Here is a 24,483-nt window from a genome sequence, read left to right as displayed (position 1 = left end):
CTTAAGAAATTAAAGCCCAGGAGGTGGGTCATGAAGAGGTACACAATTCTTGGAATCGCAGCGCTCGGAGCTCTCTCTTTCCTACTTGCTGGAGAAAAGACCTTTAAAGTTTCTCCTGAGCAGTACAGGAGCTGGAACCATGTTAAGAGCATGGTCATTTTTGATGAAAGGCATCCCCTGTACAACCCCTTTTCGGGAATACACCACGTATACGTGAACGATAAAGGTCTAAGCACCATAAAGAAGACAAACAAAAGAAAGTTTCCAGATGGAACTGTTATAGCTATAACCTTCTATGAGCACAAACCTGTTGACAACAATACCGCTTACGTTGAAGGTGCTAAGAGGATAGTCGCCTTTATGGTAAAAGACGGCAGGAAGTACAAGGATACAGACGGGTGGGGTTACTTCGCCTACGACGGAAAGGGCGCCTCTCTGGTAAAAAATATGGCTGCTGACTGCCATTCCTGCCATACACAGGTGAGAGATAAGGACTTTGTTTTCTCCGTATGGACGGAGTGATCAATCTTTCAGAAGGAAGGTTTCCATTTTGAGCAGTACAGGGAGCACACCCCTTCCCCTTTCATTCAAAGAGTAAACTACCCTTGGGGGTTTTGAAGGTAGCACTTCTCTGTGGATTAGGTTCATCTGCTCAAGTTTTTTCAGCCTTTCCTGAAGCACCTTGTCCGATATGCCTGTGAGGGTTCTCTTAAGCTCCGAAGGGCTCTTGAACTCAGATAGGTTCTCCATTAACCTGAGAGTCCACTTACAGGAGAAGAGCTTTACCAGGCCTTCAACAGAGAGTTCCACCGAAGACAGCCAGTTGGCAAGAACCCTGAACTCTTCAGGATTCTTGAGGTAATAGTAAGATTCCTTTGGGTAACCGTTGTTTGTCCACTTTCCCAGAAGTCCTCCCTTAAGCAGCTTTGAGAGCCTATCGTAAAGTACCCTTTCCCTTATACCCTCTATAGCTCTCTGTAACTCTGAGGGCCTTTTCTGTCCCTCTATCAGATTTAACACTATCTGTATAGCCCACTTGCAGTACAGAAGGCTCCTTCCCTCCATGGTTTAAATATAGACTTGGCTTCACGAAACAGCCTTATGTTGAATTTTTACAGGTTTGATAATAACTTATGTATTAGGAGGTTTTTTATGCCTAAAAGGTTAATTGAGGGCGTAAACAGAAGAGGACTCAAGATTAAGGGGCAGTGGGTTGACTTTGCTGAAACTTATGAAGGTTTACCCCACGAGGAGATTGAAGCCGGAAGGGAGTATGAGGTTAAGTTTTTGAAGGACAACGGGGGTAGATGGCTGGTGTCGGGAGTTTATGAAGCTGAAGGAGAGGGTTCCACTCCCGACGGTAGGGAGAGCAGGATAGCCAGGATGAACGCTCTTACCAATGCGGTCAACCTTGCCCTGTCAAAGGGTGTCACCGAAGAAGAGGAAGTTATAAGGATAGCTGACAGGTTTTACAGATACATAATGCAGGGTTATTAAGGTTCTGCTACCGCTTCATGGGAAGGAGCTTCTCAGTGAGCTCTGATATGTACTTCTGCCTCTTCTCTCCTTTAGGTAATTTCTCCCTCTCCTGTGCCAGTTTTTTAAGCACAGCTTCAACATTCTCCGGAAGGCAACCTTCTATAAATTCTCTGATTCTCTTTGATAAAGCTGGAGCCCTCCCACCGGTGCTTATGCCCACTACGAGCTCATCCCTTACTATTAGAGAGGGAAATATGAAGTTACAGAATTTAGGTGAGTCTACGGAGTTACATAGAATTTTCCTCTTTTCACACAGCGTGAATATCCTCTCCTGGAGTTTAAGGTCATCAACCGCTACTATAACAACATCTTTGTTTCTGAGGTCTGATGCAAGGAATTTTCTCCTCCTGAGAGAAAGTCTGTTCTCCTTTATCAACGCTCTTAGCTCCTTCCTTATTGAAGGTGCAACGATGGTTATCTTCTTCGTAAAAACCAGAAGGTTTTGAACTTTTCGGGTTGCAACCTTACCACCACCAACCACAAGCACGTTTTTCTCTGAGAGGTCAACGAAAACAGGGAACAGAGGCATCACATACCCTCCGCCCAGAGACCTTTCCCTTCCTTGACAGCTTTCCTCTGAAGCTCAACGAAGCGTTGGGCATACTTTACATTTGGAGGGAACGTGTAAACAGTTGCGTAACCTTCTTCCACAAGAACCTCATTAAGCATTCTGCCATCGGGCAGGTAAACGTAAGCCAGGAGCCTGCCATACTTATCGTGAACCTGAACATCTGTCTCCAGATATACGACCGTCCCTGGGGGAATAAGCCTCTCCGTGTATTCGGCAGCCTTCCGTCCAAGGCGCACTATCTCCTCAACAGATTTGCCACTCCTCTGGGCATCTCTGTAGGCTTTTTTATTCCTCTTGCTTTCGGGCGTATCTATGCCTATCAATCTTACTTTTACCCTTTCCCCGTTCTCAAGCTTACACTCAAAGGTATCACCGTCGTAAACCTTAGTTACCTCACAGGAAACCTTCTCCTGAAATGTTTTTTCCTCTCCTCCCCCGATTTCCTTGAACTGTTCACCTATCAATTGGTAGAAGGCATATAGTATGAGTAGAACTAAAAGGTAAGAAAAACCCCTCCAGCGAAGAGGTATCTTTTTTCTCGGCATAAGACTATTTTAAGGGGAAAATTCACTAAACTTAACGTCTTTTAGGGCGAAAATTAAAACCATGAGGGCTTACGAGCTGGATTCAACGACCCTGTGGCTTATCCTCAGAGGGAAAGTCAAGCTTCCCTTCTGGGAAAGAGTATTTGTCTTTCTCCGAGCCTATAGGTAGGGAAGCTGGAAGGCTTTATCTCCTGAGGCACCTCCTCCACGCCGAGCATCCTTCTGGCAAGCTCCATCTTACCAGGCATAATAGGTGTCAGCAGGTAGTGAAGTATGAAAAGTCCGTCAACAAGTGTGTACAGGACGTCCTTAAGCTTCTCATCTCCTCTCTTAGCAAGCTCCCATGGAGCCTTTTCATCCACATACTTGTTCAGGAAGGAGCTCAGCTTCAATACCTCTTCAATAGCTCTGTAAAAATTTACGTCCCTCATGTTCTCTTCGTAACTTCCGATAACCTCCTGGGCGAACTCCACGTAAGCCTGGTCAGCCTTACCGGAAACTCTACCTCCCAGATACTTAATGCTCATTGATACCACCCTGCTAAATAGGTTTCCTATCTCGTTTGCAAGCTCTCCGTTTATCCTGTTGAGTATAGCCTCCTTTGAAAAGTCTCCGTCCTGCCCAAAAGGTACCTCCCGCAGCAGAAAATACCTGACTTCATCCAGTCCGTACTCTTCAACCACTTCATAGGGATTAACCACATTCCCTAAAGACTTTGACATCTTCTTTCCCTCAACAGTCCACCAGCCGTGAGCGAAAACTGTCTTCGGTATCTCATAGCCAACGGAGAGAAGGAATGAGGGCCAGTAAACCGTATGAAAGCGGAGTATGTCCTTACCAACTATGTGCAGGTCTGCAGGCCAGTATTTGTGAACTTCTGTACCCAGAGCGGATATATAGTTGAAGAGGGCGTCAAACCACACGTATATGGTGTGCTCTTCGTCAAAGGGTACTGGGATACCCCACTTCACCCTGCTTCTCGGTCTTGTTACCGAAAGGTCCTTCAATCCCTGTTTTACAAAGGAGACTATTTCGTTTCTTCTGTAATCGGGTTTTATGAAATCGGGATAGCTTTCATAAAGAGCTAAGAGCTTTTCTTGATACTTGCTCAGCCTAAAGAAGTAGGAAGGTTCCTTTATGTACTCGCAAGGTTTAAGATGTATCGGACAGGTGTTACCCTCGGCAAGCTCCATCTCGGACTTGAACTCTTCACACCCCACGCAGTACCAACCCTCGTACTCACCCAGGTATATATCTCCCCTTTCGTAGCTTTTCTGGAAAACCTCTTTGACAAGCTCAACATGTTCTGGGTCTGTAGTTCTTATGAACTTTGTGTATTCAATGTTTAAGAACGTCCAGAGCTTTTTAAAGTTTTCTGAGTTTATATCTGCAAGTTCCTTGGGACTTATACCCTTCTCTTCAGCAGACTTCTGTATCTTTAATCCGTGCTCGTCCGTGCCTGTAAGGAAGAAAACCTCATAACCTCTCAGCCTGTGAAACCTTGCCAAGGTATCGGCGGCGATAGTAGTATAGGCGTGTCCTATATGGGGGACATCGTTGACGTAGTAAATAGGTGTTGTCACGTAAAACTTACTCATGGGAGAAGTATTATAGAGCAATTGCCCTTATATTTATTTCTATGGCTGACATAATCATGTTATGGGGGGAGATGGAAGGAGACAGCTTTACCCCTGAAAAGGTTTTTTGGCTTATTTCAAAACCTCACCCCCACTGGGTAGAGACCACCAGGGATAACCTGAAACTGGATTTCAAGGAGACGGGCTTCAGACAGTTTATTTCTCTGTCCTCCAACCATATAGTCACAGATGCAATGCTTATGTTTGGATTGCAGTATGCTTATGAAACCCAGAGGCTTATAGAGTCCCTTAATCCCGTAAGGTTGATGGTTAGGATGAAGCCTGGAAGCTATCTGGGTATGAGCCACCACTTTTTGGGAGCGCCCTTTGAGATAGAGATGGACGATGTTTTGAGAGAATTTCTAAACAATGCCAGGGAGATTCTTGAAAGTACAGGGTTTGGAAGGGATGTGGTTGTAATATCCTTTAATCCTTACATTGAGGATATGCTCTTGGAGAATTTGAACAGAATAAGGAACCTAAACTATAAATTCATGAGCTCTACGTAATTCAGTAAGTGTTAGCTATGTCAAGTATTATGCTGTCATAGTATTTCGTTAAAGATTCGGACGATAAGCACCTGAGGGGTATAACTTGAACCATAGCCACTCCATCAAGCATCATACCGAGCTTATAGGCTGCCGCCTGGGAAAGGTCTATTATCCTACCGTCCACATAGGGTCCCCTGTCATTCACTCTCACAGTTACAACCTTACCGTTTTCCTCGTTTCTCACAAGGACATAAGTCCCTAAGGGTAAAGTCCTTGAAGCAGCAGTAAATTTGAACAGGTCGTATATCTCCCCATTTGCGGTTTTTCTTCCGTGAAACCTCCCTCCGTACCAGGAGGCTATACCCTTCTCCACCTTACATTCCTTCTTCACCTTTATGCCCGGTGCTATCTCCCTATACTCCTCTCTTAAAAGCTCCGAAACGGTTTCCCTAAACTCTTTAACTTCTACCAGCGTGCTCCTCTTGCTTTTTTTGAGGCTAAGGTCTGATAGCCCCTCGCTCGCCATAGCTGAACAGAGTATAAACAACAACAGGGCTGTGAACCTCAACTCACACCTCCACAGGATAGTAGTATGGCTTTATGTTAACCTCTCCGCCCGGTAACTTTACAGGGTTTCTGAGCAGCTCTTCTATAAGCTCAAGCTTACCCTCTAAAGTAGAAACATCCTTTCCGTACAGCTTTGCTATATCTTCCAGTTCCGGTGCTCTACCAACTGCCCTGGCTATCTCCCTGGATACTATATAAGCCTTGCTGTCCACCTCAGGGTATAGGTCTTTTATATAGGTGAGAACATCACTTGAGTACACGATAACCCTCGGATACCTTAGCATCTTTTGAATCATCTCCTCAAGGTGCAGCTGGTCGTGTTTGGATATGCCCTCTTCGGTTTTCACAGCCGCTATCAAGAGGTCTCCTTCAAATTCAGCGTGGTATACAACGTAAGACTGGGGGACGATTTCCCAGCCTGCTTCCTGAGCGGTAGTCATAAAAGCACCCAGCGCCTCTTCCTCTGAGGGAAATATATCGGTTAACTTTGCAAAATCTTCCTCGGGAACCTCCATGAGAACGATATAATTGCCTTCCCCTATAGGCTCAGCGTGGAGCTTTATGCTCAACTCTTGCCAGTTCTCTATGGGAGAGTACTTTTCCGGATAATGCTTCTTAAGAAACTGTTTGACATCCTCTATATGGGATTCTGACCTGACGGCGGTTTGAAGTTTCATATCTTCCTCCTGGAATTAAAATATTACTTACGAAAACATTATGATACAGGAAACGGTTAACAACATTTATAAAATTCTATCTGATACGCTGGCATTGCTCGCATCCTATCTAACGGATATAGCTCAAAACCCTCTACAGGAGCTTGTGCTCTTTTTGGCTTTCTCTGGAGCTTACCTATTCCTTAAGCTCTTGACTGTGAACTTTACAAGACCCCTTAGAGAAAAGGGTTTGAATGTACCAGCCGATATTTTTTCCCTCCTTATACTTTACGGAGCTTCGTTCTTGTTGTACCAGAAGTTTTCTGATGTTGACCTCTTTCTGTTTCTTTTTGCTTTCCTGTACTTTGAGGTTGTAAGAGGGTTGTTCTCATACTTGCGAGCGCACCTTCCCTTTGGCAGGATTTCTGTTCTTCTTTTCTACGCCCTTCTGGTGGTTAACTCACTCCTGCTTTTCCTTCAGAACATATCCTACCATCTTGGGAAGCTTCAGGACCTGTACTCTTTGGGTTTCAAGGTGTCTTTTGCCAGTTTGGTTTCCCTATTCGTAATAAAGGTGTACTCTCACCTTGCCGTGATCATAGGAAGCGAGGTTCTCAGAAGGACTCTCCGGAGGGGAAAACTCGCATTTCTTGTCCTTTACTTAGCCCTTTCTATTGGGTGGGTTCTGGGCACTTTTAGGCTTTCTCAGTCTTTCTTACTTAAGCTGTTTCTGCTTGCCGGGGTGCTTTTCGGTTACTTCTTCATACAGGCTTACCTTCTTATAAACCTTGAAAGGAAACTGGGAACAAACTTCCAACTGCTAAGGAAAGACCTCAGAAGGTTTTTAAACACCTTTTCTCTCTTTATCCTTTATAAGGGTCTTGATGTTATCTTTGGGCTTGACCCTGTCAGGGGTGTACTGGGCAAGCTGTTTATTGTAAACACCGAGCTTGTGAAGATATCTCTCCTCTCCCTGTTAGAAAGTACTTATATACTGGTTCTTCTCTTTACTTCCGTTTCTCTTCTTAAAAACTTAGTCTACCTGTATTTCATAAGAAAGGATAAAGAAGTGGAGGCAGGCTCTCTCAGAGCTTTGATATCAAACCTGGGAATACTCCTGTCGGTGGTTATAGCTCTTACCCATCTCGGTCTGACCTGGAAGGTTCTCATCCCCTTCGCCGGAGCCCTGGGCATAGGTTTGGGTTTTGGTCTTCAAACCATATTTAACAACTATATCAGCGGGTTTATACTTCTTCTTAGTAAGAACATAAAGGTGGGAGACCTGGTTGAGATTGAAGGCAACGCCGGCTCCGCTATAGGCAGGAGTGGGAGTACTATCTTTGGGCAGGTGGTGAACATAAATATACTCACTACAGTTGTCAGGACTACAGACAACGTGGAAATAGCCATTCCCAATTCCGAATTCGTATCCGGGAGGATAGTGAACTACTCCCTCTCGGACCCCTACATAAGGGTGAGAATTCCCTTTGGCGTCTCCTACTCCTCCGACCCCCAGAAGGTTAGGGAGGTCCTTCTTAAAGTAGCCCAGGAAAGTGAGCTTGTTCTTAAAGAGCCACCCCCTAACGTTTGGTTTTATGAGATGGGAGACAGCGCCCTCATATTCTACCTGCTCGTTTGGGTGGATATCAGAAAGTTCTGGAGGATGAAAGCTCTGAGGAGCGAGATATACTTTAAAGCTTGGGAAGAGCTAAAGAAGGAAGGCATAGAAGTGCCGTTCCCTCAGAGAGACCTCTGGTTCAAAAACCCCTTAAGGGTAGAGATAAATGAAAGAGGATTACATGAGGGAAGCTCTCAGGGAGGCTGAGAAGGCTATCGCCCTGGGAGAGGTGCCGGTGGGCTGTGTGGTTGTAAAGGAGAACAGGATTATAGCCCGTGCCCATAACCTCACGGAAAGTTTGAAGGATGCCTCAGCCCATGCAGAGCTTCTGGCGCTCAGAGAAGCTTCAAGCAGGCTCGGAGACTGGAGATTAACAGGGTGTGAGCTCTACGTCACGTTAGAGCCTTGCATAATGTGTGCTTACGCCCTTGTCCTCTTCAGAGTGGACAAGGTAGTTTTTGGAGCTCCGGATGTAAAGCACGGAGGGGTTATGAGCCTCTATAACCTGCTTGACGATGAAAGATTGAACCACAGGGTGAGGTGGGTTTACGAACCTTGTGAGGACTGTGGTAGATTACTTAGGGAATTCTTCAGAGAGAAGAGATGGTAGTCGGAGTTCTGATACTTGAGCTGTATATACCCGATTCGGGGTCTCTGAAGGGAAAGAGGAAGGAGATAAAGTCCATAAAGGACAGGCTTAGGAGTAACTTTAACGTTTCCGTATCTGAGGTAGATAATCAGGAGCTCTGGCAGAGGAGCAGTATAGGTGTTGCCGTTGCGGGAAGTGATGTCTCCCAGGTGAAGGAAACCATAGATAAAATTGAAAGCTTTGTGGAAAGGAATTGGGCACACCTGCTTCTGGAGACGAGGAGGGAACTGATGAATTTAGGGGTCTGATAGAACCTTCCTTACTGCGGACCTCAGCTCTTCCAGGAGAACCTCTCTCTGGACTTTAACTATGCCCAGTTCCCAGAGTATGAAGAGCCTCTCAACTGAACCTATTACTATGCTGAAGGCGACCTCAGGAAGTGTCCTGAGCTTCTTCCTTCTATACGCTTCTCTGAAAGCCTCCAAGAGCCTGCTTCCAGGGAGTTTCTCCTTCTGACCGTTCTCATGGAGTATGTGGTACACGGTCAGAAATCTGAAGGAGTCGGGGTTGTCAAAGGCATAGCTAAGAAGAGTTTCTGCAAGGGCTTCCCCTTGAGAGGCAATATCTTCTTTTGTAAGGACCCTCTCTTTCACAAGTTTCCTTATTTCTTCGGTGATCCTCTCAAAAAGGCTCTCTATTATCTCTTCCTTGCTGCTGAAGTGTCTGTATATGGCTCCCTCGGTTATATCTACCTCCTTAGCTATGTCCTTTACGGTTGTCCCCTTGAAGCCCTTTAGAGAAAAGAGCCTCAGTGCAGCGGACATTATCCTTTCCTTAGTAGGTATGTAAACTGAGTTTCTCTCTCTCCCACTCATAGAACTCCTCCGAGAAGAGTTCAACCCTCCTCTTTTTGAATTCCCTCGTTGAGAAGAGAGTCTCCCTGTCATATATTCCCACCTCCTCTCCTACTTTCTCTACAAAGGAGAGAACTTCCTCCTTGGTTTTTCCATGTATCATTGAGAACAGGTTGTAGCTCCAGTGTTGGTTTGTGGTTCTCCAGTAGCAGTGAGACACACTCTTATAAGAAGCGAGGTGGATTCCTATCTGGTCAATCCTATCTTCGGGGACTCTCCAAACTGCCATGCCGTTTGCCCTAAAGCCTGCCCTCCTGTGAAAGAGGATCGCCGAGAATCTTCTCATAACTCCTTTGTTTTGGAGGACCCTTAGCGTTTGCAGGAACTCCTCTTCAGTTACACCCAGCGTTTTTGCAAGCTCTGCAAAGGGTGCTTCTACGAGGGGAATATCCTTCTGGGATACCCTTATTACCTCCTTTTCAAGCTCGGTTAGCTGTGTTTTTTTTCTGTCTTGTATCTTTACTTCCTCTCTCTCCGTGAGTTCTTTGTAGTCCAGTTTTACTCCAATCTTGTAAGTTTTTAGGGTTCTAAGTACCACATAGCCTTCTACCTTTCCAAGCTTTGCCAGCAGGGATACAGTTTCCTCCAGGCTCATCTCTCCGTCGGGGGGTACCGCAAGGGTGAACCAGAGGTTGAAGTCATGCTCCCTCTCGTAGTTATGGCTCACTCCGGGATGGGTGTTAACAAGCTTGGCTACCTCCAGTATCCTGTCTCTGGGAACTTTGAAGGCTACCAGGGAGCTGTCATATCCTGCCGCCTTTGTATCATAGATGGGAGATACCTGCCGAATTATGCCCTCCTCCTTCAAACTTTTAACAGCCTTTATAACTTCACCCTCGTCCACGCCCAGTCTCTCACCTAGGTACTTAAAGGGTCTGCTTACTATAGGGATGTTGGACTGTATTTCCTTTAAAAGCTCTTCCCTAAGCATGGTATGCCCCCTCATAATTTTTTACGTTTTCTAAAAGCTGGCTTATATCACTTTGAAGTCGTACGACTTCTCCCACGACCATAATTGCAGGCGGTTTAACCTCAGGTGGATTACTTGCCACCTCTCTCAGGGTTGAGATTACAGTCCTTTGCTCATTGGTAGTTCCCCTCTCAATGAAAGCAACGGGCTCATCAGGAACTCTTCCCGCTTCAATAAGCTCTTTGGCTATCCTCTGCCTGTTCTTCACGCCCATAAGTATCACAAGGGTATCTATGCTTCCGAATGCCCTCCAGTTTACTCTCTTCTCTTTGCCCGTACATTCATGACCAGTGATAACAGCGAAGGAGGAGGCTATTCCCCGAAATGTCAGGGGTATTCCAGCATAAGCCGGAACGGAGTATGCGGAGCTCACGCCAGGTACAACCTCGTAAGGTATTCCGTGCTCTTTCAGGTAAAGAGCTTCCTCTCCTCCTCTTCCAAATACAAAGGGGTCTCCGCCTTTCAGCCTGACAATGTTCCTATGGGTACTGGCGTAGTAAACGAGGAGTTTGTTTATTTCCTCCTGAGGTATCGTATGCTTGCCGTCTTCCTTTCCAACATAGATTAGCTTGCAGTCAGGCTTTGCGAAGTTTAATACCTCCTCTCCGATAAGCCTATCATAGAGTATCACATCGGCTTCAGATATGACCCTGACGGCTTTCAGAGTAAGAAGCTCTGGATCTCCCGGACCTGCACCTACAAGGTAAACCTTTCCCATAGCTCAACCTCCCTTGATGAAGACACCCGAAGGCGTTGGAACATTTACCTCCCCTAACACCTTCAACTCAGGAACGCTGACCTTCTTCAACCTGTTCTCGTAATACGAGGACAGATAAATGAACTTCCCATCAGATGTGAATCGGAAGTGGAGAATCCTCTTCCCAAGTTTCTCTGTCCTGATTACTTTCCCTTCCCCCCGGTTTATAAGCGTCAGGTAGTCTTCCATGTCCCCGCTGTAATTGACCGCCACATACTTCCCGTCCGGTGATACGGAAACGAAAACAGGTAGCCCTGGAAGCTCTATGCTTCCTTCATACTCAAAGCTTTCCAGGTTCACTATGTGAACTCTTCTTTCACCAACTGCAGGTATGTAAGCTTTCTTCCCGTACACACCCCACAGACCAAAGTGGGGGATCTTGAAAACTACCTCACCCTTTTCAGCTCTGAAACTTACCTTTCTGTAAGTCAGGTCCTTGAGGTTCGCTACGCCAACAGAACTCTCTTTGAAGAAGCCTACAAGGTAGCTTTCTCCGGATAAAAGGGCATCAAAGGGCATGTTTCCCACGTTTTCAAAGACTTTGACTTTCCTGTAATCTTTGCAGTCAAGTACCCATACTTGGTCTCTATCCATAAGGGCAAAGGTCAAAAGGTTCTTATAGCTCTTTATACCCACGTTCCTTGAACCTGTGTCTATCTCCCTCAGGATTTCCAGCTCCGGACTGAGAAATACAACCGTGTGGGGAGAGTAATTGGCTACAACAATCTTTCCCTCACAGAAGGTGAACCCGATGGTGCTGTCTCCCACCTTTACTTTTCCCATGAGACTATCTTTGTCTGTATCTACGCTTGATAGAAAGCCGTCCCTGCTGACCACAAAAGCCTTACTCCCTAAAAACTTGAGTGTTGCGTGGTTGAGGTTTCCTAAGTTCTTTACCTCACCCTTGAGTTTATCGTTTTCAACCACGGCAACCGCTCCCCGTTCTCTTTCCACAACGTAAACCTTTTCAGCGTATGCAAAGGCAGATAGAAGAAGGGCTATCAGATATAGCATGCCGGGTCCTCCGCAAAGTAATCTCCATAGGAGAAGTAGGCTCTAGCTCTTGAGTTTCCGTTACATATGTCCAGGTAAGGACAGTTTGAACATCTACCCTTTATAGTCCTGGGTTTTTCTCTTAGCTTAGAGAGTAAACCATTAGAGTTCCATATCTCCGAGAAGCTTCTTTCTCTCAAGCTTCCAAGACTGTGGAAGAAGAAGGGGTCTGGCTTTACATTCCCTCTGTAATCTATGTTTACCAATCTGACACCTGCCTGGTTGCCTCCCCAGCTTCTCAATATCTCCAGCAGCTTTTCCTTCTTGTCAGGGTATCTCTTTTCAAACTCCTTGAGAAGTACTACCGCATCCGCCTCGTTGTTACCTGTAACTATATCTACTTCCTTGCCTTCCTCAACAAACTCAAAGGCTTTACTGACTATATACTCCACGAGTTCCCTGTACCTTTTCTTATCAACGTCTTTAAGTTTTTGCCCCCTTCCTGAGTAAACGAGGTGGGATATATAGACTTTAGGAACACCTATCTCCTCAACGAGCTCAAAGATGAAGGGCAGGGAGCCAGCTGTCTGCTCTGTTAGTGTGAACCTAAGACCTGCCTTTATACCGATTCTCTGACACAATCTTAAGGCGTTTAGAGCTTCTTCAAAGGAGTGTCTCTTTCCCCTGAAGGAGTCATGGATTTCGGGGGTTCCGTCTATGCTTATGCCGACGTAATCAAAGCTATCTCTTATCCTGTAAACGTTATCTTGGTTTATAAGGAGTCCGTTGGTAGACAGGTAAGTTTTAATTCCTTTTCCCTTCAAAACCTCTGCTATATCGTATATGTCTCCTCTCAGAAGGGGTTCTCCGCCAGACAGAATTGCAAACCTTACATTCTCTTCTACCAGTTCCCCAGCAACTCTCTCTATATCCGTGAGGGAAAGCTCTCCTTTGGTTTCCTGATTGGCAGAAGAGTAACAGTGCTTGCAGTAGAGATTGCATCGGTTGGTTAAGTTCCATATGAGTATAACTCCTGGAAACGGCCTGTACCTATCTTCCCCCAGAGCCTTCCTGATAAACTCACTCAGTCTTAGCATGTTTATCCTCCTCATCCCCCTTAAGACTCTCTATCAGAGAAAGCAGGACCTCTACCTCCTCCGGAGACAGGGCTATCTTTGGCATCGCGTTCCTATCGTATCCCAGTAGTTTTGCCGTTTCTTCAGGGTTAAGCATCTGAGAAACTATTTGAGCTTTGTTCCTATGTTTGGCGATCCATTTGAACGGAGGTCCAAAGGCTTCCTTTGTCGTATGGTGGCAGCCCCAGCACTTTTCCATAAAAACCTGATAACCAAGCTGGACGGTATCAAAACTCCTGCTTTTATTTACAAAGTTGTACTTCCCAACAGGGTATTCCGCCGGAATCTTGCCTAAGGGTTCAAGGCTTAAAGGGTCGTAAAGGTAAAGCCCCCTTTTACCCCCCACCACGCTCACATACGCGAACCTCCCGTCAGCGGAAAACTCCACATGGGTTGCCTGTCCACCCTCTGAAGCTTTAAACCTCTTTACCTCAAGGCTCTTCTTATCAATGAGGATAAACTCACCGCCACCGTTATCTATCCACAGGTCAGGAACCTTGGAGTTCGTTCTGACAAAAAAGCCTTTCCCTCCCGTGTCTATCTCTTTGACTAACTCCCAATCGTACATTCTCCATATACTTACCTTTGTTGAACCTATGTGACGGGTGGCGAAGTAAAAGCTTCCTCCTGTGTACCAGAAGCTTGCAGAGAAGAGATGAGGAAGCCCTGGTACCTCTCTTTCAAATACCTTTTTTAGGGATTCAAGCTCGTAAACTAACAGCTTCCCCTCTTTTCTTGAGCTGCCCACTATGAACCTTTCAAGGGGGTCTATGAAGAAGTCCTCTAAAGGGCTATCTATGCGCTTATAAAGGATATCCCCTTCCTGATTTACTAAAGCCACGTATGGCTTATCCCTGAAGGTCAGTATAAAGTGTCCGCTCTTGTTCAGCTCGTAAACTGCCCCCGGTCTTCCCTCCAGCTCTATCTTCTTTAAGGGTTTGAGGTTTTTGTCCATCAAGAGGAGCGATTTGGGTAAGACACAGCTTGCCAGAAGTCTGTTACCTGATGGTGAAAGGGCTATATTTCTCAGGTAAATACAGGCTCTTATCTTCTCCTTCAGTCTTCCCTCTTCAACACTGTAATGGGCTATCCATCCGTCCCTTGCGGGTACGTAAAAGTCCCTACCCCCAGGGGAGAACTTTACACCTCCATGGACGTTCCCAAAAGGGAAGCTATCAAGAACACGGCTTTCTTCAATCAGGGATACTTTTCTGGAGCCTCTATCAACCGCAACGATGAGGTTCTTAACGTCCTTTATACCAAGTTTCTTAGTATTACCTTCTAACTTTGTATAACTGTTCTCTATATCCTTCAGTGTATAGATCAAGTGAGGAGAGGGTTTCCTAATGAAATCTATCAATTTCTTGACGTCCTTTTCGGAGAGGAACCCGAAAGAAGGCATGCTGGATGCGGGAATTCCTTCCTTTATAACCCTTACAAGATAATCGTCGTTTTTCTTCCCGAGGAACTCTGGTAGGAGAGGAGGAGCTGTTCTTCCTATCCTGTCCTCATGGTGACAGGAAGCACAGTGTTTTAGGTATATACCTCTCCCATCGTCTGCAAAGGAAAAAAGAAAAAAGAAAAGGGGAAGGGAGGGGGCGAGGGAGCGTAGTGAGATGAGAGAGGCCATGTCATTTCACCTCAATAGATATCGTTGGTCGTTGTGTATACGTTGAATATGCCCGTCGGAGTCCTTACCCAGTCCCCGGTTATTACCTCCTTTATCTCCATCGTCCTGTCGTCAAAGACAACCAGTGCGGTGGGCTTATCCTTTCTACCCCACACGGAGACCCATACCTCTTTGCCGTACATATCAAACTCTGGATGAACGACCCTTCCGTCTATGTTCTTGTAGCCCTTCTTCTTAAGCTCCTCTATAACGTTTATCGTCTTTATAACCTTGAGGCTGTCCTTGTCTATAACGTAGAGCTCTCTCTGGAGTTTCGGCTCGGCGCTGAGGGGTCTGTCAACCCATATGTGGGGGGATTCGGGATGTGTCTTGATGAAGAGCGTTCCTCCACCGGGTCCGGGGAGTTCAATGTTGGCAACGAGCTTCCAGGCGTACCTTGACCTGTTGATCGGGTCTGTTCCTATGCAAGCTACGTTGTTGGAACCAAGGTGTCCCGTACACCATACGGGTCCGTACCTTGCGTGGACGAAGTTAGCTCCCCTTCCAGGGTGTGGTTTTACACCAGTCTCTATCTCTGCAACATACTTCTTCTCAACGGAATCTATAACTATCACCTTGTTCCTCATGTTGGCAGCAACCAGGAAGTATCTCTTAGACATGTCCCAACCACCGTCGTGGAGGAACCTCTCCGCGTCAATGTAATGCATCTTTAAGTTTGTGGGGTCTTCGTAATTGACTATGAGAACCTTTCCTGGTTCTTTGTTGCTGACTATCCACTCTGGGTCGTGGTGGGAGGCGACTATGGAGGCTACCCTTGCCTCTCTCACGTACTCGTTGGTATCCCAAGTGTAGTCACTTGTGTCCACTATCTTAATAGGCTCTAATGTCTGCCCGTCAAGGAGAACGAAGCTTGGAGGCCAGTAGCATCCCACTATGGCAAGCTTGTCCATGAAGTCACCTCTGGGTCCTTTATACTTGCTCGTATCTATGGACCTCGCGTCGTAACAGACCTTCACCTCCGCGACCTTGTCGGGTTTCTTGAGCCAGAGGTCTATGAGGGTTGCCTTTCCGTCCCTTCCTATGGTGAGGAAGTACCTTCCCGTCCCTGAAGATCTGAATATGTGGACAGCAAATCCAGTATCCACTATGCTGACAAGCTTCTTCGTATCTCCATCAACTATAGCTACCTTACCTACATCCCTGAGTATGATTCCCATGAAGTTCTTCCAGTTGAGGTTGTGCTCAGGTTTTGTAGGTCTGGCTTCGGGTGGGACGTAAACCTTCCACCACTTCTTCATCTCTGCAAGAGACATCAGTGGAGGTTCAGGGGGCTCGTGCATAAGGAACTTCGCAAGTAGCTTGATCTCGTCCTTCGTGAGTATGCCTTGTCTTCCCCAGTCGGGCATTCCTCCCGGTGTTCCGTTGGTGATTATCGTCTCAAGGTACTGAAGTCCCCTCTGCCTCGTTATATCCGGCGTGAGGGCCGGTCCCGTTGCACCCTTCCTGAGCATCCCGTGACATCCTGCACACCGGTCAAAGAATATCTGAGAGGCTTTCTTCATCTCTTCCGGCGTGAGTTTTGGGACCTCCGCGGCACCTGCTACCAGGCTGGCACCCAACGTTAGCACTCCTGCTGCCAGACCGAGCTTAAACGACTTCATGACAACACCTCCTATTCCTGATATATGTCATATAAGTAAGCATACATTCACAGGACGTCTTTGTCAATAAGTTAATGACCATTAACTCGTAAATATTAGAACCAACAAAAGAACTCATCCGGTTGCCCTCCTGAACCCAAGTAGGATATTCTTCAAAACCACGTAGTAAAACATCACCGTTATGGGGATAAGCCCGCCCAAGACCATAGCCACGAAAGACCAGTCAATACTGTAGGTGCCAGTTACAGGGTCAAACCTAAAGCACTTGAGTAACAAACCTTTTATGGGGTTTATTGAAACCCTTTCCTCACGGGCTTCTTTCAAAAGGGCAGATAGCCTCTGGGGGTCGTAAGATATACCCAGTATGTATCCCGTAACCTTTAACTTGGGAGAGAGGACGATCAGCACGTTGGGATGGGCAAACATGTCGGTCTCCTTGTCGTAGAAAAACTTAAAGTCAAGGGTTCTTGTGAGAGACATAAGCTGCTTGCTTTCCACGAGGACTACACTCCAACCTGGCTCGTATATTTGCCTCTGCTTCACAAACTTTCCCAGCTCCGAGATGGTATCTCTATCGTCAAAGTCCACGAGAACCACCTTGTAGTCCTCTGAGTCAATTCGGGAGAGGGCTTCCCTGAGCCTTTGAACTATCAGGGGGCAGGAGGAGGTACATCTCGTATATATGAAGCTTAAAAGAACAGGTTTCCCTTCAGAAAGTTCCCTAAGGCTCAACCTCTTTCCCTTTGAATCTGTGAGGATTACGTTAGGAACCTCCCTGCCGAGAACTACTTCTGCGTTGGGCGTTATGTCCTGAGAGAAGGATAAAAAGGAAAGAAGAAAAAGAAGGGAGGCAAGGAGGGGAGCCATGGGTTACTTGACCTCCCACATGGCGGAAAGCCAACCGTAGTTAAGGGCAACGAATATGATGAAGGTGACCATGAACAGCAGAACCAGAACGAATGTCCCCGGAGCCGCAAAGCCTTCGTGTTCTCCCTTAGCCGGAGGAGGAGGCTCCGCTATGGGAATCTGCAGGTCTTTGGGTCCGTTGAAAGGTTGTCCAAAGAAGACGGAGACAACCACCTGAAGTATCCATATCAACGCTCCTATAACTGCAAGTGCTCCGCCCAGTCCAAAGAGAGCCCAGAAGAAATCCGTTACAGGGTTGAATGTATAAGTGAACGGTCCTCCGGAGAAGGTTATGTCCCAGTGTCTCCTTGGAACCCCAAAGGCTCCGAGTATGTACATGGAGACCCCAAGTATAGCTATACCTATTCCGAAGAGCCAGGGAACGTACTTCGCCACTCCGTAGAAGGCTATCTTCTTTCTGAAGAGGAGAGGTATGAGGTAGTAAGTAACTGACATGAAGGCTAAAGCTGTTCCACCAACAACTGCTCCCTTAAAGTGACCGGTTACCGAGATGGTGTTGTGGACAATTATGTTTGTCTGCTCCATCCCGTTCACAACGCCTGTTATACCGCCTATGAAGCCGAAGATTATCAGAGAGAGCATAAGCCCTGAGAATCCTGGGTTACCCCACGGGGCGGCCTTTAACCACTCAAAGAGACCTTTGGTGAATCCCTTTCTCCTCTGTGCAACCTCTATGGCGGAGGGAACGGCGAAGGCGTGGATCATAGATGCGAATACTGCAAGGTACATAACGTAGCTGGTATTCCATACCTTCCAGACAGGGCTCACTGCGGGGTCAACGAGGAGATGGTGGGCAGAGGCAACGTTTATAGCAACGATGTAAAGTACGAAGGCAAATCTGCTTACCTTTTCGTTTATAGATGTACCGCCAACTGTCAAAAAGGCAAGGAGATACCATACGGAAACATGGGCTGCAACGTTTATCTGCTGGGAGGGGTGTCCAAGACCCCACCATACCAATTTATAAACAGCCGGGTCTATATCTTTTATGATTCCCAGGGACCATAAGAAGGTCGGTATGTAGATTATGGCACCGGAGACTATGGTTATAACTGCGATTATAGCAGCTGCCATGAGACCATAGACGAAGAGTGGTAAAGACTGTCCTGGGTTCTCCCTTCTCCATATCATAAGGTTGGCGAAGAAGGTAGTTACTATAACGAGTGCTCCGACCGCAAAGAGTATCATCCCTAAGTAAAAGAGGGGGTGAGCCTTTAGGGGTGCGTAAGAGGTCATCAGAACGTCCGCCTGACCTGCGAGTATCGTGTAGTTTACAAGGAGCCAACCTACTATTGCCAGTAAAGTTCCGAGCCATCCCGCTGCAGGAGAGGACATCCTGGTGTTTAAAAATGCGGTTGATGCGAAGGTAAGAGCTGCAAGCTCAAAAAAGATTATCCAAAAGACCAGAGCGTCAAGGCCGTGTAGAGTTAAAACCCTGTAATACCAGTCAACGGGAAGAATATGAAACAACTGCCATCTTGTGAAGACCAGAAGGAGTGCAGCGATAACCGCTATAAGAAAGGAGACAACCGCCATAACAGCGTTCACCTTGGCTATCTTCTCAGCCCTGACATCTACCTTGAAACCCGTGACATCACAGGTCCTAAACCACTTCTCACCACCTTCAACAGCAACAGCCATAGCTTTCACCTCCCTTATTCTTCAACAACTATCTTTCCTATCATCATGTGATGCCCTATGCCGCAGAACTCATTGCAAACTATCGCGTATTCTCCAGCCGATGTGGGCTTGAAGGTCAAAACGTAGTCGTACTTGGGATAAACCATGAAGTTCATGTTAACCGGCTGAAGGGAGAAACCGTGAAGGACATCCAGGGAAGATATATGAAGCCTGTACTCTTCCCCTTTCTTAAGAACTAGGGCAGGGTACCACCTGAACTGCTGAGCCAGGAGAAAGACGTCACTCCCGGGCGGGGGTTTTACCACCGGTATCCCGTTTTCCTCACCTACTTTGTACTTGTTTACAAACGCTTCCGTTAAAGCATAAAACTCCTCAGGTGTTGTCTTGTAGGTTACAAAGGAAGGGTTTTGCTTTGCGTAGACGTGCCAAATTATCATCCAGAAGAACAGGAATAAGGACATTAGAAACGCCAGGACCATCCATATCTTTTCGTCCTTTGCTACCTTCTGATGAAACCAGCCTTCTGATGGAGGAAGAATAGCCATGACACTTACCTCCCTAAAAGAGCTTCTTTTATCTCACTTGGTATAGGCGGGAGCCATGCCAATTCTATAAGCCCCCATATCAGGTAGGAGATCGCATAAACTGCAACCCCCAAGAACAGCAGGAGAATAAAGTCGTCAAATACCAGTTGCAAGAAAGGCGTTTTCCTCTCCGTACTCATCCCTGACACCTCCGTAAATGTTTATTCACTCACCCTATAACTTAGTTTACGACCTTTTACTCACATTTCTATAAATTCTTCTTACCTTACCTATAAGAATTTTTTATGATTATTAGGTCTCTTTTTCTTATTATGTATAGAAGGAGATGTGAGTATGTAATTACTTTCAGGAGGAGGTTGTAAAAGTGGCAACGGAGATAGTTACTATAAGCCCTACTTACAGGTTCATGCAGCGCCTATCTTACGCCCTGAGCGCTGTATATTCTTCAAAGCTGAATCCCATCTATTACCTTGGGGCTATAACCGTATTCCTGCTTATCATTGATGTTATATCGGGTATATACCTGTTCCTATTCTACAAAGTTGACCCCAAGAGCGCTTACCAATCTGTTGAAGCCATATCCTCTTCGCCCATTGGTAGCTTAATGAGAGGTGTGCACAGGTACTCCTCGGACGGACTTATACTTTTTGCCGTCCTCCACATGCTCCATATGATACTCACCGACAGGTTCAGGATGTTCAGGTGGGTGGCATGGGTTTCAGGTGTTGGAACGCTTTTGATATTTATAGTCATAGGTTTATCAGGCTATCTCCTCGTCTGGGATGAAAGGGCTCAGCTCACAGGTCTTCTTACGGCAAAGTTCTTCAGCGTTATACCGATATTCGGACACGCACTTATGAGTGCCTTTCTTGGAACAGATGTAAAGAACCTCGGGGGTCTATTCAGGATTCTCCTGTTTGGTCACATAGCTATAACAATACTTCTCATCTTTACCCTCTGGGTTCACGTTATGAGGATATCAAGACCCAGACTCTTTCCACCAAGGTACCTTATGATTCTTCTCACCCTGTACACCGTTGTGATAGCGGTGATTTTTCCGGCAAAGAGCGACCCACCTGCAGACCTTGGTAAGGTCCCTTTTAGTATGAGTCTTGACTGGTTTTACCTTACGGGTCTTCCCCTCTTTAAGGTGCTTCCTTTATCTTTGAACTGGGTGGTTTTTGTGGGCTTTTTTGGACTCCTGGCTGTCTTCCCATGGCTCATAAGGGGGAGAAGAAACCCTGCTGCTGCAGTTATAGAAGACAAGTGTGAGGGGTGTAAGCAGTGTTTTGAAGACTGCCCCTATGAAGCCATATACATGAAAAGGGTTAGTGAAAAAGAGGAGAAGGCTGTTGTAATAGAGGACAAGTGTGCAGGTTGCGGTATATGCGTTGCCTCGTGCAACTACAGTGCAAGTGTGATTCCTACGGTTCCTTACGATGTAATTCTCAAAGAGGTTGAAAGTCTCAAACCTGAACTCCTTGTGTTCAGGTGTCCCTTTGGTGCCGAAGTCAAGGAGAGGGAAGGTATAAAGGTTTACACACTCCCCTGTGCAGGGGCTCTTAACGCAGTTTGGATAAAGGACTACTTAAAACACACCAACGGTGTACTTCTTGTGTCCTGTGATGGACCAGACTGTTACTTCAGGGAGGGTGTTGAGTGGACAGAAGAGAGGTTCACTGGCAAAAGGAGACCCAGGTTACTCAAGAACGTAGAGAGGGGCAGGGTAAGGGTGATAGAAGCCCCCAACGTCGTAGATGTGAGCTCCGATATAGACAAATTCCTCCAGGAGCTTAGGGAGAACAGGATTCCAGAGGATGTGACTATAATATCCCGGGGCAAGCTGAACCACATCCTCGCTCCCGTTATCCTGTTCATACCCTTCCTGAGCTTTTATCCCCTCACTACCCACAGAATAGACTTTTATCCTGCGGATAAAGCTCTTTCGGTTATAACCTTTAAGTACCGTTCATCACCCGTAAGGAAAGGGGGAAAGGCGTATAGCAAACTCAAACACATGCAGGCTATGCAGAATATAGCTGTGGAACGCTCTCCCATTGAGGTAACCTTCTTAGTTGATGGGAAACCTCTGCTGAAGAAAAAGTACGACCCCAGAGGGCTTAGGAAGGATGCGTCTATATACGTTTATGAAGAGTTTTTACTCCAGCCAGGCGAACACACCTTTGAGTTAAAAGTTATAGAAACTGAGAATCCGGATAAGACATACACTTTCAGGCTTGAGAGAGAGGTCAAACCGGCAACAAGCCTTGCTATCACTTACCATGAGGAAAAGGGTTTCTTTACCTTAGGAGGTATGTGAGGAGAAAGGTGGTAAGGTAAGAGAGGAAGCTAAGGGCACATAGACGTGAGTAGAAGATGCTTTTAGGTTTGCGAACCGAAACCATGGTGGTGAAAGAGCCGAAGGAGAGGAGGAAGCCGGTTAACATGATGACTTCCCTCTTACTGAAGCCCACTTCAATGACTAGCCACAAACCTGTCGTAAAGGAAACGAAGTAAAGAAGGGAAAAGCTCAGGGTGAAGGAGTGTACAGGTACAGCCCGACAATCTGCTTTGCAGACAAGCAGGAACATGAACATAGAGCCTAAAAGGACTGAATTTGATAAAACATGGAGGGCGAGGAGAAAATTGAAAAGGTACTCCACAGGAATATTATATAAACTAATGTTTACTCACAGGAGGTGAGCAGGATGATGATAGCTCAGTACATGACGGAAGAACACAGGAAGTGTGATAGCTACTATGCTGAAGCCGAAAAGGCTGTCACGGAAGGTAACTGGGAAAAGGCTAAAGAAGCCTTTAGAGAGTTTAAAGAAAAGACTCTCCTTCACTTCCAAAAGGAGGAGGAAGTTCTCTTTCCGGAGTTTGAGGAAAGAACGGGAATAGTCATGGGACCCACGCAGGTTATGAGACACGAACATGCTCAGGCGAGGGAGCTTTTGGAGAGGCTTGAGAAAGCCCTTGAAACCCAGAATAAGGATGAGTTCCTCTCTATCGGAGAATCCCTGATGATTCTTATACAGCAACACAACATGAAGGAGGAACAGATCCTTTACCCTATGTCCGACCAGCACTTAGAGTCAGAGGAGATGGTTGAGAAGATGGCGGAGCTTGGAGAAGTATGATACCTGCAGGACTTAACCTGCTGTATCTTCCGCCCTTTAGTATAGTTGCGAGGTTCTTCCTTACGGCTTCCTTGTTTTGCCTCTTTGGGGTTCTTATTTCCCTTTACATGCTGTTTACAGGAACCTTCAGTCTTCAGGCACTCGTTCATACATACACCGTTGGTTTTATGGCTATGACTATGTTCGGAGCTCTATTTCAGATGCTTCCTGTGGTTGCGGGAGCTACAATTGAAAACCCTTTGCCCAAAGCCGCCTTCACCCATGTAACGCTCACCCTTGGAACACTTCTGTTTGTCACCGGTTTCCTGCTTTCCCACGACACCGTTCTTTATACAGGCTTATTCATACTCTCTATAAGCTTTCTATTCGTAGCCCCTATGATGCTTTTTAAACTTCTTAAGCTCAAAAGCTACAGCCCTACCTCCCTCGGTATGAAGTTTGCCCTTGCTTTCTTCTTGGGAGCCTTTCTTACAGGTTTACTCTTACTGTTTGGGCTGAAAGGAGTTTTTCTCGTAAGCTACACTTACCTACTCCAGCTACATGTGAGCCTGATGCTCTGGGGTTGGGTTGCTCTTCTCATAGCCTCTGTGGCTTTTCAGGTTATAGAAATGTTCTTTGTAACACCTCCCTATCTGAGATTTTTCTCGTACAACCTCCCCTATGCGTTGACCCTACTGTTTTTTTTCAACCTCCTCACGGGCTTCCATTGGTCTACAAAACTTCTCCTTTCCCTCCTGTATATTTCCTTTGTGGTTCTCACAGTCACAAGGCTTTTAAGAAGAAGAAGAAAGATAAGTGACCCGCTTATAAGCTTATGGTATACGGGGATGTTTTTTCTTTTCTTATCTTGCCTCCTCTACCCTTTCATAGAAAGGGAGTTTAGGGTTTTCCTTCTCTTCCTCTTTACCTTTGGAACTTTTGCCCAGAGCGTGATAATGGCTATGATGTACAGGATAATACCCTTTCTGGTATGGATACACCTTTCCAATAAGGGTATCCCCAACGCCCCAACAATGCACGAGGTTATAAGACCCAAAAGGGTTTGGTGGAGCTATTACATGCACCTAATGAGCATATTTATATTCCTTGTTTCCTTTTTTTCTGAGGTCAGAGTACTATGGCTCATCACAGCTCTGTCTTACCTCGTTTCCTTCGCTACGCTCTTCTTAAACCTACTCTCCGGTATCCTTACTTACCTGAGGAGAGGAGCTCAGCAAGGTGCCTTTCCTCAACACTGATTAGGTCCGCAATGGTGGTTTCCTTGAGGAAGTCTATTATCTTCCTCTTTAACTTCTCCCATCTATGGTGGACTATGCAAGGGTTAGTCTCGTAGACGTCGCACTTCTCGGGCATAAGTACGCAGGTCTGAAACTTGTTCTCCTCACCCATAAGGACAACCACATCCCACATGGAGAGCTCCTTAGGGTCAACCTTAAGGGCGAAGCCTCCTTTAGGTCCCTTGACAGATAGGAGAACCTCCCTCTTTGCAAGCTCGTGAAGTATTTTGGAGAGGAAAGGCCTGGGAATGTTCTGTGCCTTTGCTATCTCCTCAGCTTTTACTAACCTATCTTTATGGAGAGCTAAGTAAGCCAACGCCATAAGGGCGTAGCGAACCGTATCTGAGTAGATCATCATGAATTAAATTATAAACCAAAACGCTGTTTTAGCAACTATTTAAGCTCATATTTCAGCTGCAAAATCCACTCAACAATTATCCTGGCCTCTTCATCGGTGAGCTTCTGGGGCGGCATAGCGCTATCTCCCCATTTACCTTTGCTTCCCTTCAGAAGACTTTCAATAAGTTTCTCTCTGTCCTTTACTGCATTGCGGTGCGAGAGCCATCCTTTCCTTTTAAAAAGATTTTAGTACATACTGTATAAATGTGACCGTGGTACTACTTAAATTCATTTCCATTAGGAAAAATCATATATTGTTAATAGATGATGAGTTAGT

The 24,483-nt window shown here is 46.1% G+C and carries 28 protein-coding genes and 1 pseudogene; 9 read left to right on the top strand and 20 right to left on the bottom strand.

Translation table 11 applies throughout. The features are described from left to right. The first annotated feature begins 30 nt into the window (after positions 1-30). Positions 31-522, top strand: coding sequence for a cytochrome P460 family protein (locus BCF55_RS05650; protein WP_121011237.1), 492 nt, complete (start codon positions 31-33; stop codon positions 520-522). On the opposite strand, the gene BCF55_RS05645 is transcribed toward BCF55_RS05650, so the two are convergent. Further along, complete coding sequence (locus tag BCF55_RS05645) at positions 523-1,065, bottom strand: winged helix-turn-helix transcriptional regulator (RefSeq protein WP_121011234.1); 543 nt, start codon at positions 1,063-1,065, stop codon at positions 523-525. It abuts the gene before it with no gap. Between the two features lie 87 nt (positions 1,066-1,152). On the opposite strand from BCF55_RS05645, the gene BCF55_RS05640 reads away from it, so the two are divergent. Continuing rightward, positions 1,153-1,497 carry a hypothetical protein gene (locus BCF55_RS05640; RefSeq protein WP_121011231.1) on the top strand — a complete coding sequence of 115 codons (345 nt, stop codon included), beginning with the start codon at positions 1,153-1,155 and terminating at the stop codon, positions 1,495-1,497. A 7-nt stretch (positions 1,498-1,504) separates the two neighbouring features. On the opposite strand, the gene BCF55_RS05635 is transcribed toward BCF55_RS05640, so the two are convergent. From BCF55_RS05635 to metG, 3 genes are all read right to left on the bottom strand, one after another. Then, complete coding sequence (locus tag BCF55_RS05635) at positions 1,505-2,068, bottom strand: precorrin-2 dehydrogenase/sirohydrochlorin ferrochelatase family protein (RefSeq protein ID WP_121011228.1); 564 nt, start codon at positions 2,066-2,068, stop codon at positions 1,505-1,507. Then, positions 2,068-2,655, bottom strand: a complete 588-nt coding sequence (locus tag BCF55_RS05630; protein ID WP_121011225.1) for a thermonuclease family protein — start codon at positions 2,653-2,655, stop codon at positions 2,068-2,070. The genes BCF55_RS05635 and BCF55_RS05630 overlap by 1 nt, the downstream gene beginning before the upstream one ends. Before the next feature lie 116 nt (positions 2,656-2,771). Next, the gene (gene metG / locus BCF55_RS05625; protein ID WP_121011222.1) at positions 2,772-4,253 is read right to left on the bottom strand and encodes a methionine--tRNA ligase; all 1,482 of its coding nucleotides are present in this window, start codon (positions 4,251-4,253) and stop codon (positions 2,772-2,774) included. 41 nt (positions 4,254-4,294) lie between these two features. Here metG and BCF55_RS05620 point away from each other — a divergent pair, with 41 nt between their 5' ends. Further along, positions 4,295-4,801, top strand: coding sequence for a hypothetical protein (locus tag BCF55_RS05620; RefSeq protein WP_121011219.1), 507 nt, complete (start codon positions 4,295-4,297; stop codon positions 4,799-4,801). A 1-nt stretch (position 4,802) separates the two neighbouring features. Here BCF55_RS05620 and BCF55_RS09900 read toward each other — a convergent pair whose 3' ends face one another. Then, positions 4,803-5,351 (bottom strand): septal ring lytic transglycosylase RlpA family protein, encoded by a 549-nt coding sequence (locus tag BCF55_RS09900; RefSeq protein ID WP_274542104.1) that lies wholly within the window; start codon positions 5,349-5,351, stop codon positions 4,803-4,805. Between the two features lies 1 nt (position 5,352). After that, the gene (locus BCF55_RS05610; RefSeq protein WP_121011216.1) at positions 5,353-6,027 is read right to left on the bottom strand and encodes a hypothetical protein; all 675 of its coding nucleotides are present in this window, start codon (positions 6,025-6,027) and stop codon (positions 5,353-5,355) included. A 40-nt stretch (positions 6,028-6,067) separates the two neighbouring features. On the opposite strand from BCF55_RS05610, the gene BCF55_RS05605 reads away from it, so the two are divergent. Genes BCF55_RS05605 through BCF55_RS05595 form a run of 3 tightly spaced genes read left to right on the top strand, consistent with a single transcriptional unit; the run spans position 6,068 to position 8,521 of the window. Then, positions 6,068-7,831: a mechanosensitive ion channel family protein gene (locus BCF55_RS05605; protein WP_121011213.1), complete on the top strand. Its 1,764-nt coding sequence runs from the start codon at positions 6,068-6,070 to the stop codon at positions 7,829-7,831. Then, the gene (locus tag BCF55_RS05600) at positions 7,806-8,234 is read left to right on the top strand and encodes a nucleoside deaminase (protein WP_245960409.1); all 429 of its coding nucleotides are present in this window, start codon (positions 7,806-7,808) and stop codon (positions 8,232-8,234) included. The genes BCF55_RS05605 and BCF55_RS05600 overlap by 26 nt, the downstream gene beginning before the upstream one ends. Further along, positions 8,228-8,521, top strand: a complete 294-nt coding sequence (locus BCF55_RS05595) for a DUF503 domain-containing protein (RefSeq protein ID WP_121011207.1) — start codon at positions 8,228-8,230, stop codon at positions 8,519-8,521. The genes BCF55_RS05600 and BCF55_RS05595 overlap by 7 nt, the downstream gene beginning before the upstream one ends. On the opposite strand, the gene BCF55_RS05590 is transcribed toward BCF55_RS05595, so the two are convergent. The 11 genes from BCF55_RS05590 to BCF55_RS09690 form a co-directional block, all read right to left on the bottom strand. Next, positions 8,510-9,088, bottom strand: a complete 579-nt coding sequence (locus tag BCF55_RS05590; RefSeq protein WP_170144758.1) for a TetR/AcrR family transcriptional regulator — start codon at positions 9,086-9,088, stop codon at positions 8,510-8,512. The genes BCF55_RS05595 and BCF55_RS05590 overlap by 12 nt on opposite strands. Then, the gene (gene ahbA / locus BCF55_RS05585; RefSeq protein WP_121011201.1) at positions 9,048-10,058 is read right to left on the bottom strand and encodes a siroheme decarboxylase subunit alpha; all 1,011 of its coding nucleotides are present in this window, start codon (positions 10,056-10,058) and stop codon (positions 9,048-9,050) included. The genes BCF55_RS05590 and ahbA overlap by 41 nt, the downstream gene beginning before the upstream one ends. After that, a complete protein-coding gene (gene cobA / locus BCF55_RS05580) occupies positions 10,051-10,815 on the bottom strand; it encodes a uroporphyrinogen-III C-methyltransferase (RefSeq protein ID WP_121011198.1) in 765 nt (254 codons plus the stop codon). Before cobA ends, ahbA begins: the two co-directional genes overlap by 8 nt. A 3-nt stretch (positions 10,816-10,818) precedes the next feature. After that, positions 10,819-11,868, bottom strand: coding sequence for a cytochrome D1 domain-containing protein (locus BCF55_RS05575; protein ID WP_121011195.1), 1,050 nt, complete (start codon positions 11,866-11,868; stop codon positions 10,819-10,821). After that, positions 11,856-12,944, bottom strand: a complete 1,089-nt coding sequence (locus BCF55_RS05570) for a radical SAM/SPASM domain-containing protein (RefSeq protein WP_121013157.1) — start codon at positions 12,942-12,944, stop codon at positions 11,856-11,858. The genes BCF55_RS05575 and BCF55_RS05570 overlap by 13 nt, the downstream gene beginning before the upstream one ends. Next, a complete protein-coding gene (locus BCF55_RS05565; protein WP_121011192.1) occupies positions 12,928-14,613 on the bottom strand; it encodes a cytochrome D1 domain-containing protein in 1,686 nt (561 codons plus the stop codon). The genes BCF55_RS05570 and BCF55_RS05565 overlap by 17 nt, the downstream gene beginning before the upstream one ends. Positions 14,614-14,624: 11 nt before the next feature. Next, positions 14,625-16,274 (bottom strand): nitrite reductase, encoded by a 1,650-nt coding sequence (locus tag BCF55_RS05560; protein ID WP_121011189.1) that lies wholly within the window; start codon positions 16,272-16,274, stop codon positions 14,625-14,627. A 114-nt stretch (positions 16,275-16,388) separates the two neighbouring features. Then, positions 16,389-17,141 (bottom strand): SCO family protein, encoded by a 753-nt coding sequence (locus BCF55_RS05555; protein ID WP_121011186.1) that lies wholly within the window; start codon positions 17,139-17,141, stop codon positions 16,389-16,391. 3 nt (positions 17,142-17,144) lie between these two features. Further along, entirely contained in the window at positions 17,145-18,842 is a 1,698-nt protein-coding gene (locus BCF55_RS05550) for a cbb3-type cytochrome c oxidase subunit I (RefSeq protein ID WP_121011183.1), read from the bottom strand. A gap of 14 nt (positions 18,843-18,856) precedes the next feature. Further along, on the bottom strand, positions 18,857-19,387 hold the full coding sequence (locus tag BCF55_RS05545) for a cupredoxin domain-containing protein (RefSeq protein WP_121011180.1): 531 nt from the start codon (positions 19,385-19,387) through the stop codon (positions 18,857-18,859). Positions 19,388-19,392: 5 nt separating this feature from the next. Then, a complete protein-coding gene (locus BCF55_RS09690; RefSeq protein ID WP_170144757.1) occupies positions 19,393-19,566 on the bottom strand; it encodes a hypothetical protein in 174 nt (57 codons plus the stop codon). Positions 19,567-19,751: 185 nt separating this feature from the next. On the opposite strand from BCF55_RS09690, the gene BCF55_RS05540 reads away from it, so the two are divergent. After that, positions 19,752-21,707 (top strand): cytochrome b N-terminal domain-containing protein, encoded by a 1,956-nt coding sequence (locus BCF55_RS05540; RefSeq protein WP_211322882.1) that lies wholly within the window; start codon positions 19,752-19,754, stop codon positions 21,705-21,707. Here the strand turns inward: BCF55_RS05540 and BCF55_RS05535 are convergent. Continuing rightward, complete coding sequence (locus tag BCF55_RS05535) at positions 21,688-22,050, bottom strand: hypothetical protein (protein WP_121011177.1); 363 nt, start codon at positions 22,048-22,050, stop codon at positions 21,688-21,690. The two genes, BCF55_RS05540 and BCF55_RS05535, sit on opposite strands and share 20 nt — an antisense overlap. A gap of 45 nt (positions 22,051-22,095) precedes the next feature. Here BCF55_RS05535 and BCF55_RS05530 point away from each other — a divergent pair, with 45 nt between their 5' ends. Continuing rightward, positions 22,096-22,530 carry a hemerythrin domain-containing protein gene (locus BCF55_RS05530; protein ID WP_121011175.1) on the top strand — a complete coding sequence of 145 codons (435 nt, stop codon included), beginning with the start codon at positions 22,096-22,098 and terminating at the stop codon, positions 22,528-22,530. Next, on the top strand, positions 22,527-23,768 hold the full coding sequence (locus BCF55_RS05525; RefSeq protein WP_121011172.1) for a hypothetical protein: 1,242 nt from the start codon (positions 22,527-22,529) through the stop codon (positions 23,766-23,768). The genes BCF55_RS05530 and BCF55_RS05525 overlap by 4 nt, the downstream gene beginning before the upstream one ends. On the opposite strand, the gene BCF55_RS05520 is transcribed toward BCF55_RS05525, so the two are convergent. Next, on the bottom strand, positions 23,719-24,165 hold the full coding sequence (locus BCF55_RS05520; RefSeq protein WP_245960408.1) for an RrF2 family transcriptional regulator: 447 nt from the start codon (positions 24,163-24,165) through the stop codon (positions 23,719-23,721). The two genes, BCF55_RS05525 and BCF55_RS05520, sit on opposite strands and share 50 nt — an antisense overlap. Positions 24,166-24,200: 35 nt before the next feature. Further along, positions 24,201-24,350, bottom strand: a pseudogene (locus tag BCF55_RS09910) (c-type cytochrome); the annotation flags it as partial. Between the last annotated feature and the right edge of the window lie 133 nt (positions 24,351-24,483).

Source organism: Hydrogenivirga caldilitoris (genome assembly GCF_003664005.1).
In the GTDB taxonomy this organism is placed as follows: Bacteria; Aquificota; Aquificia; order Aquificales; family Aquificaceae; genus Hydrogenivirga; species Hydrogenivirga caldilitoris.
Note: the sequence above shows the minus strand (reverse complement) of the source record. Positions and strands in the feature narration are given on the sequence as shown.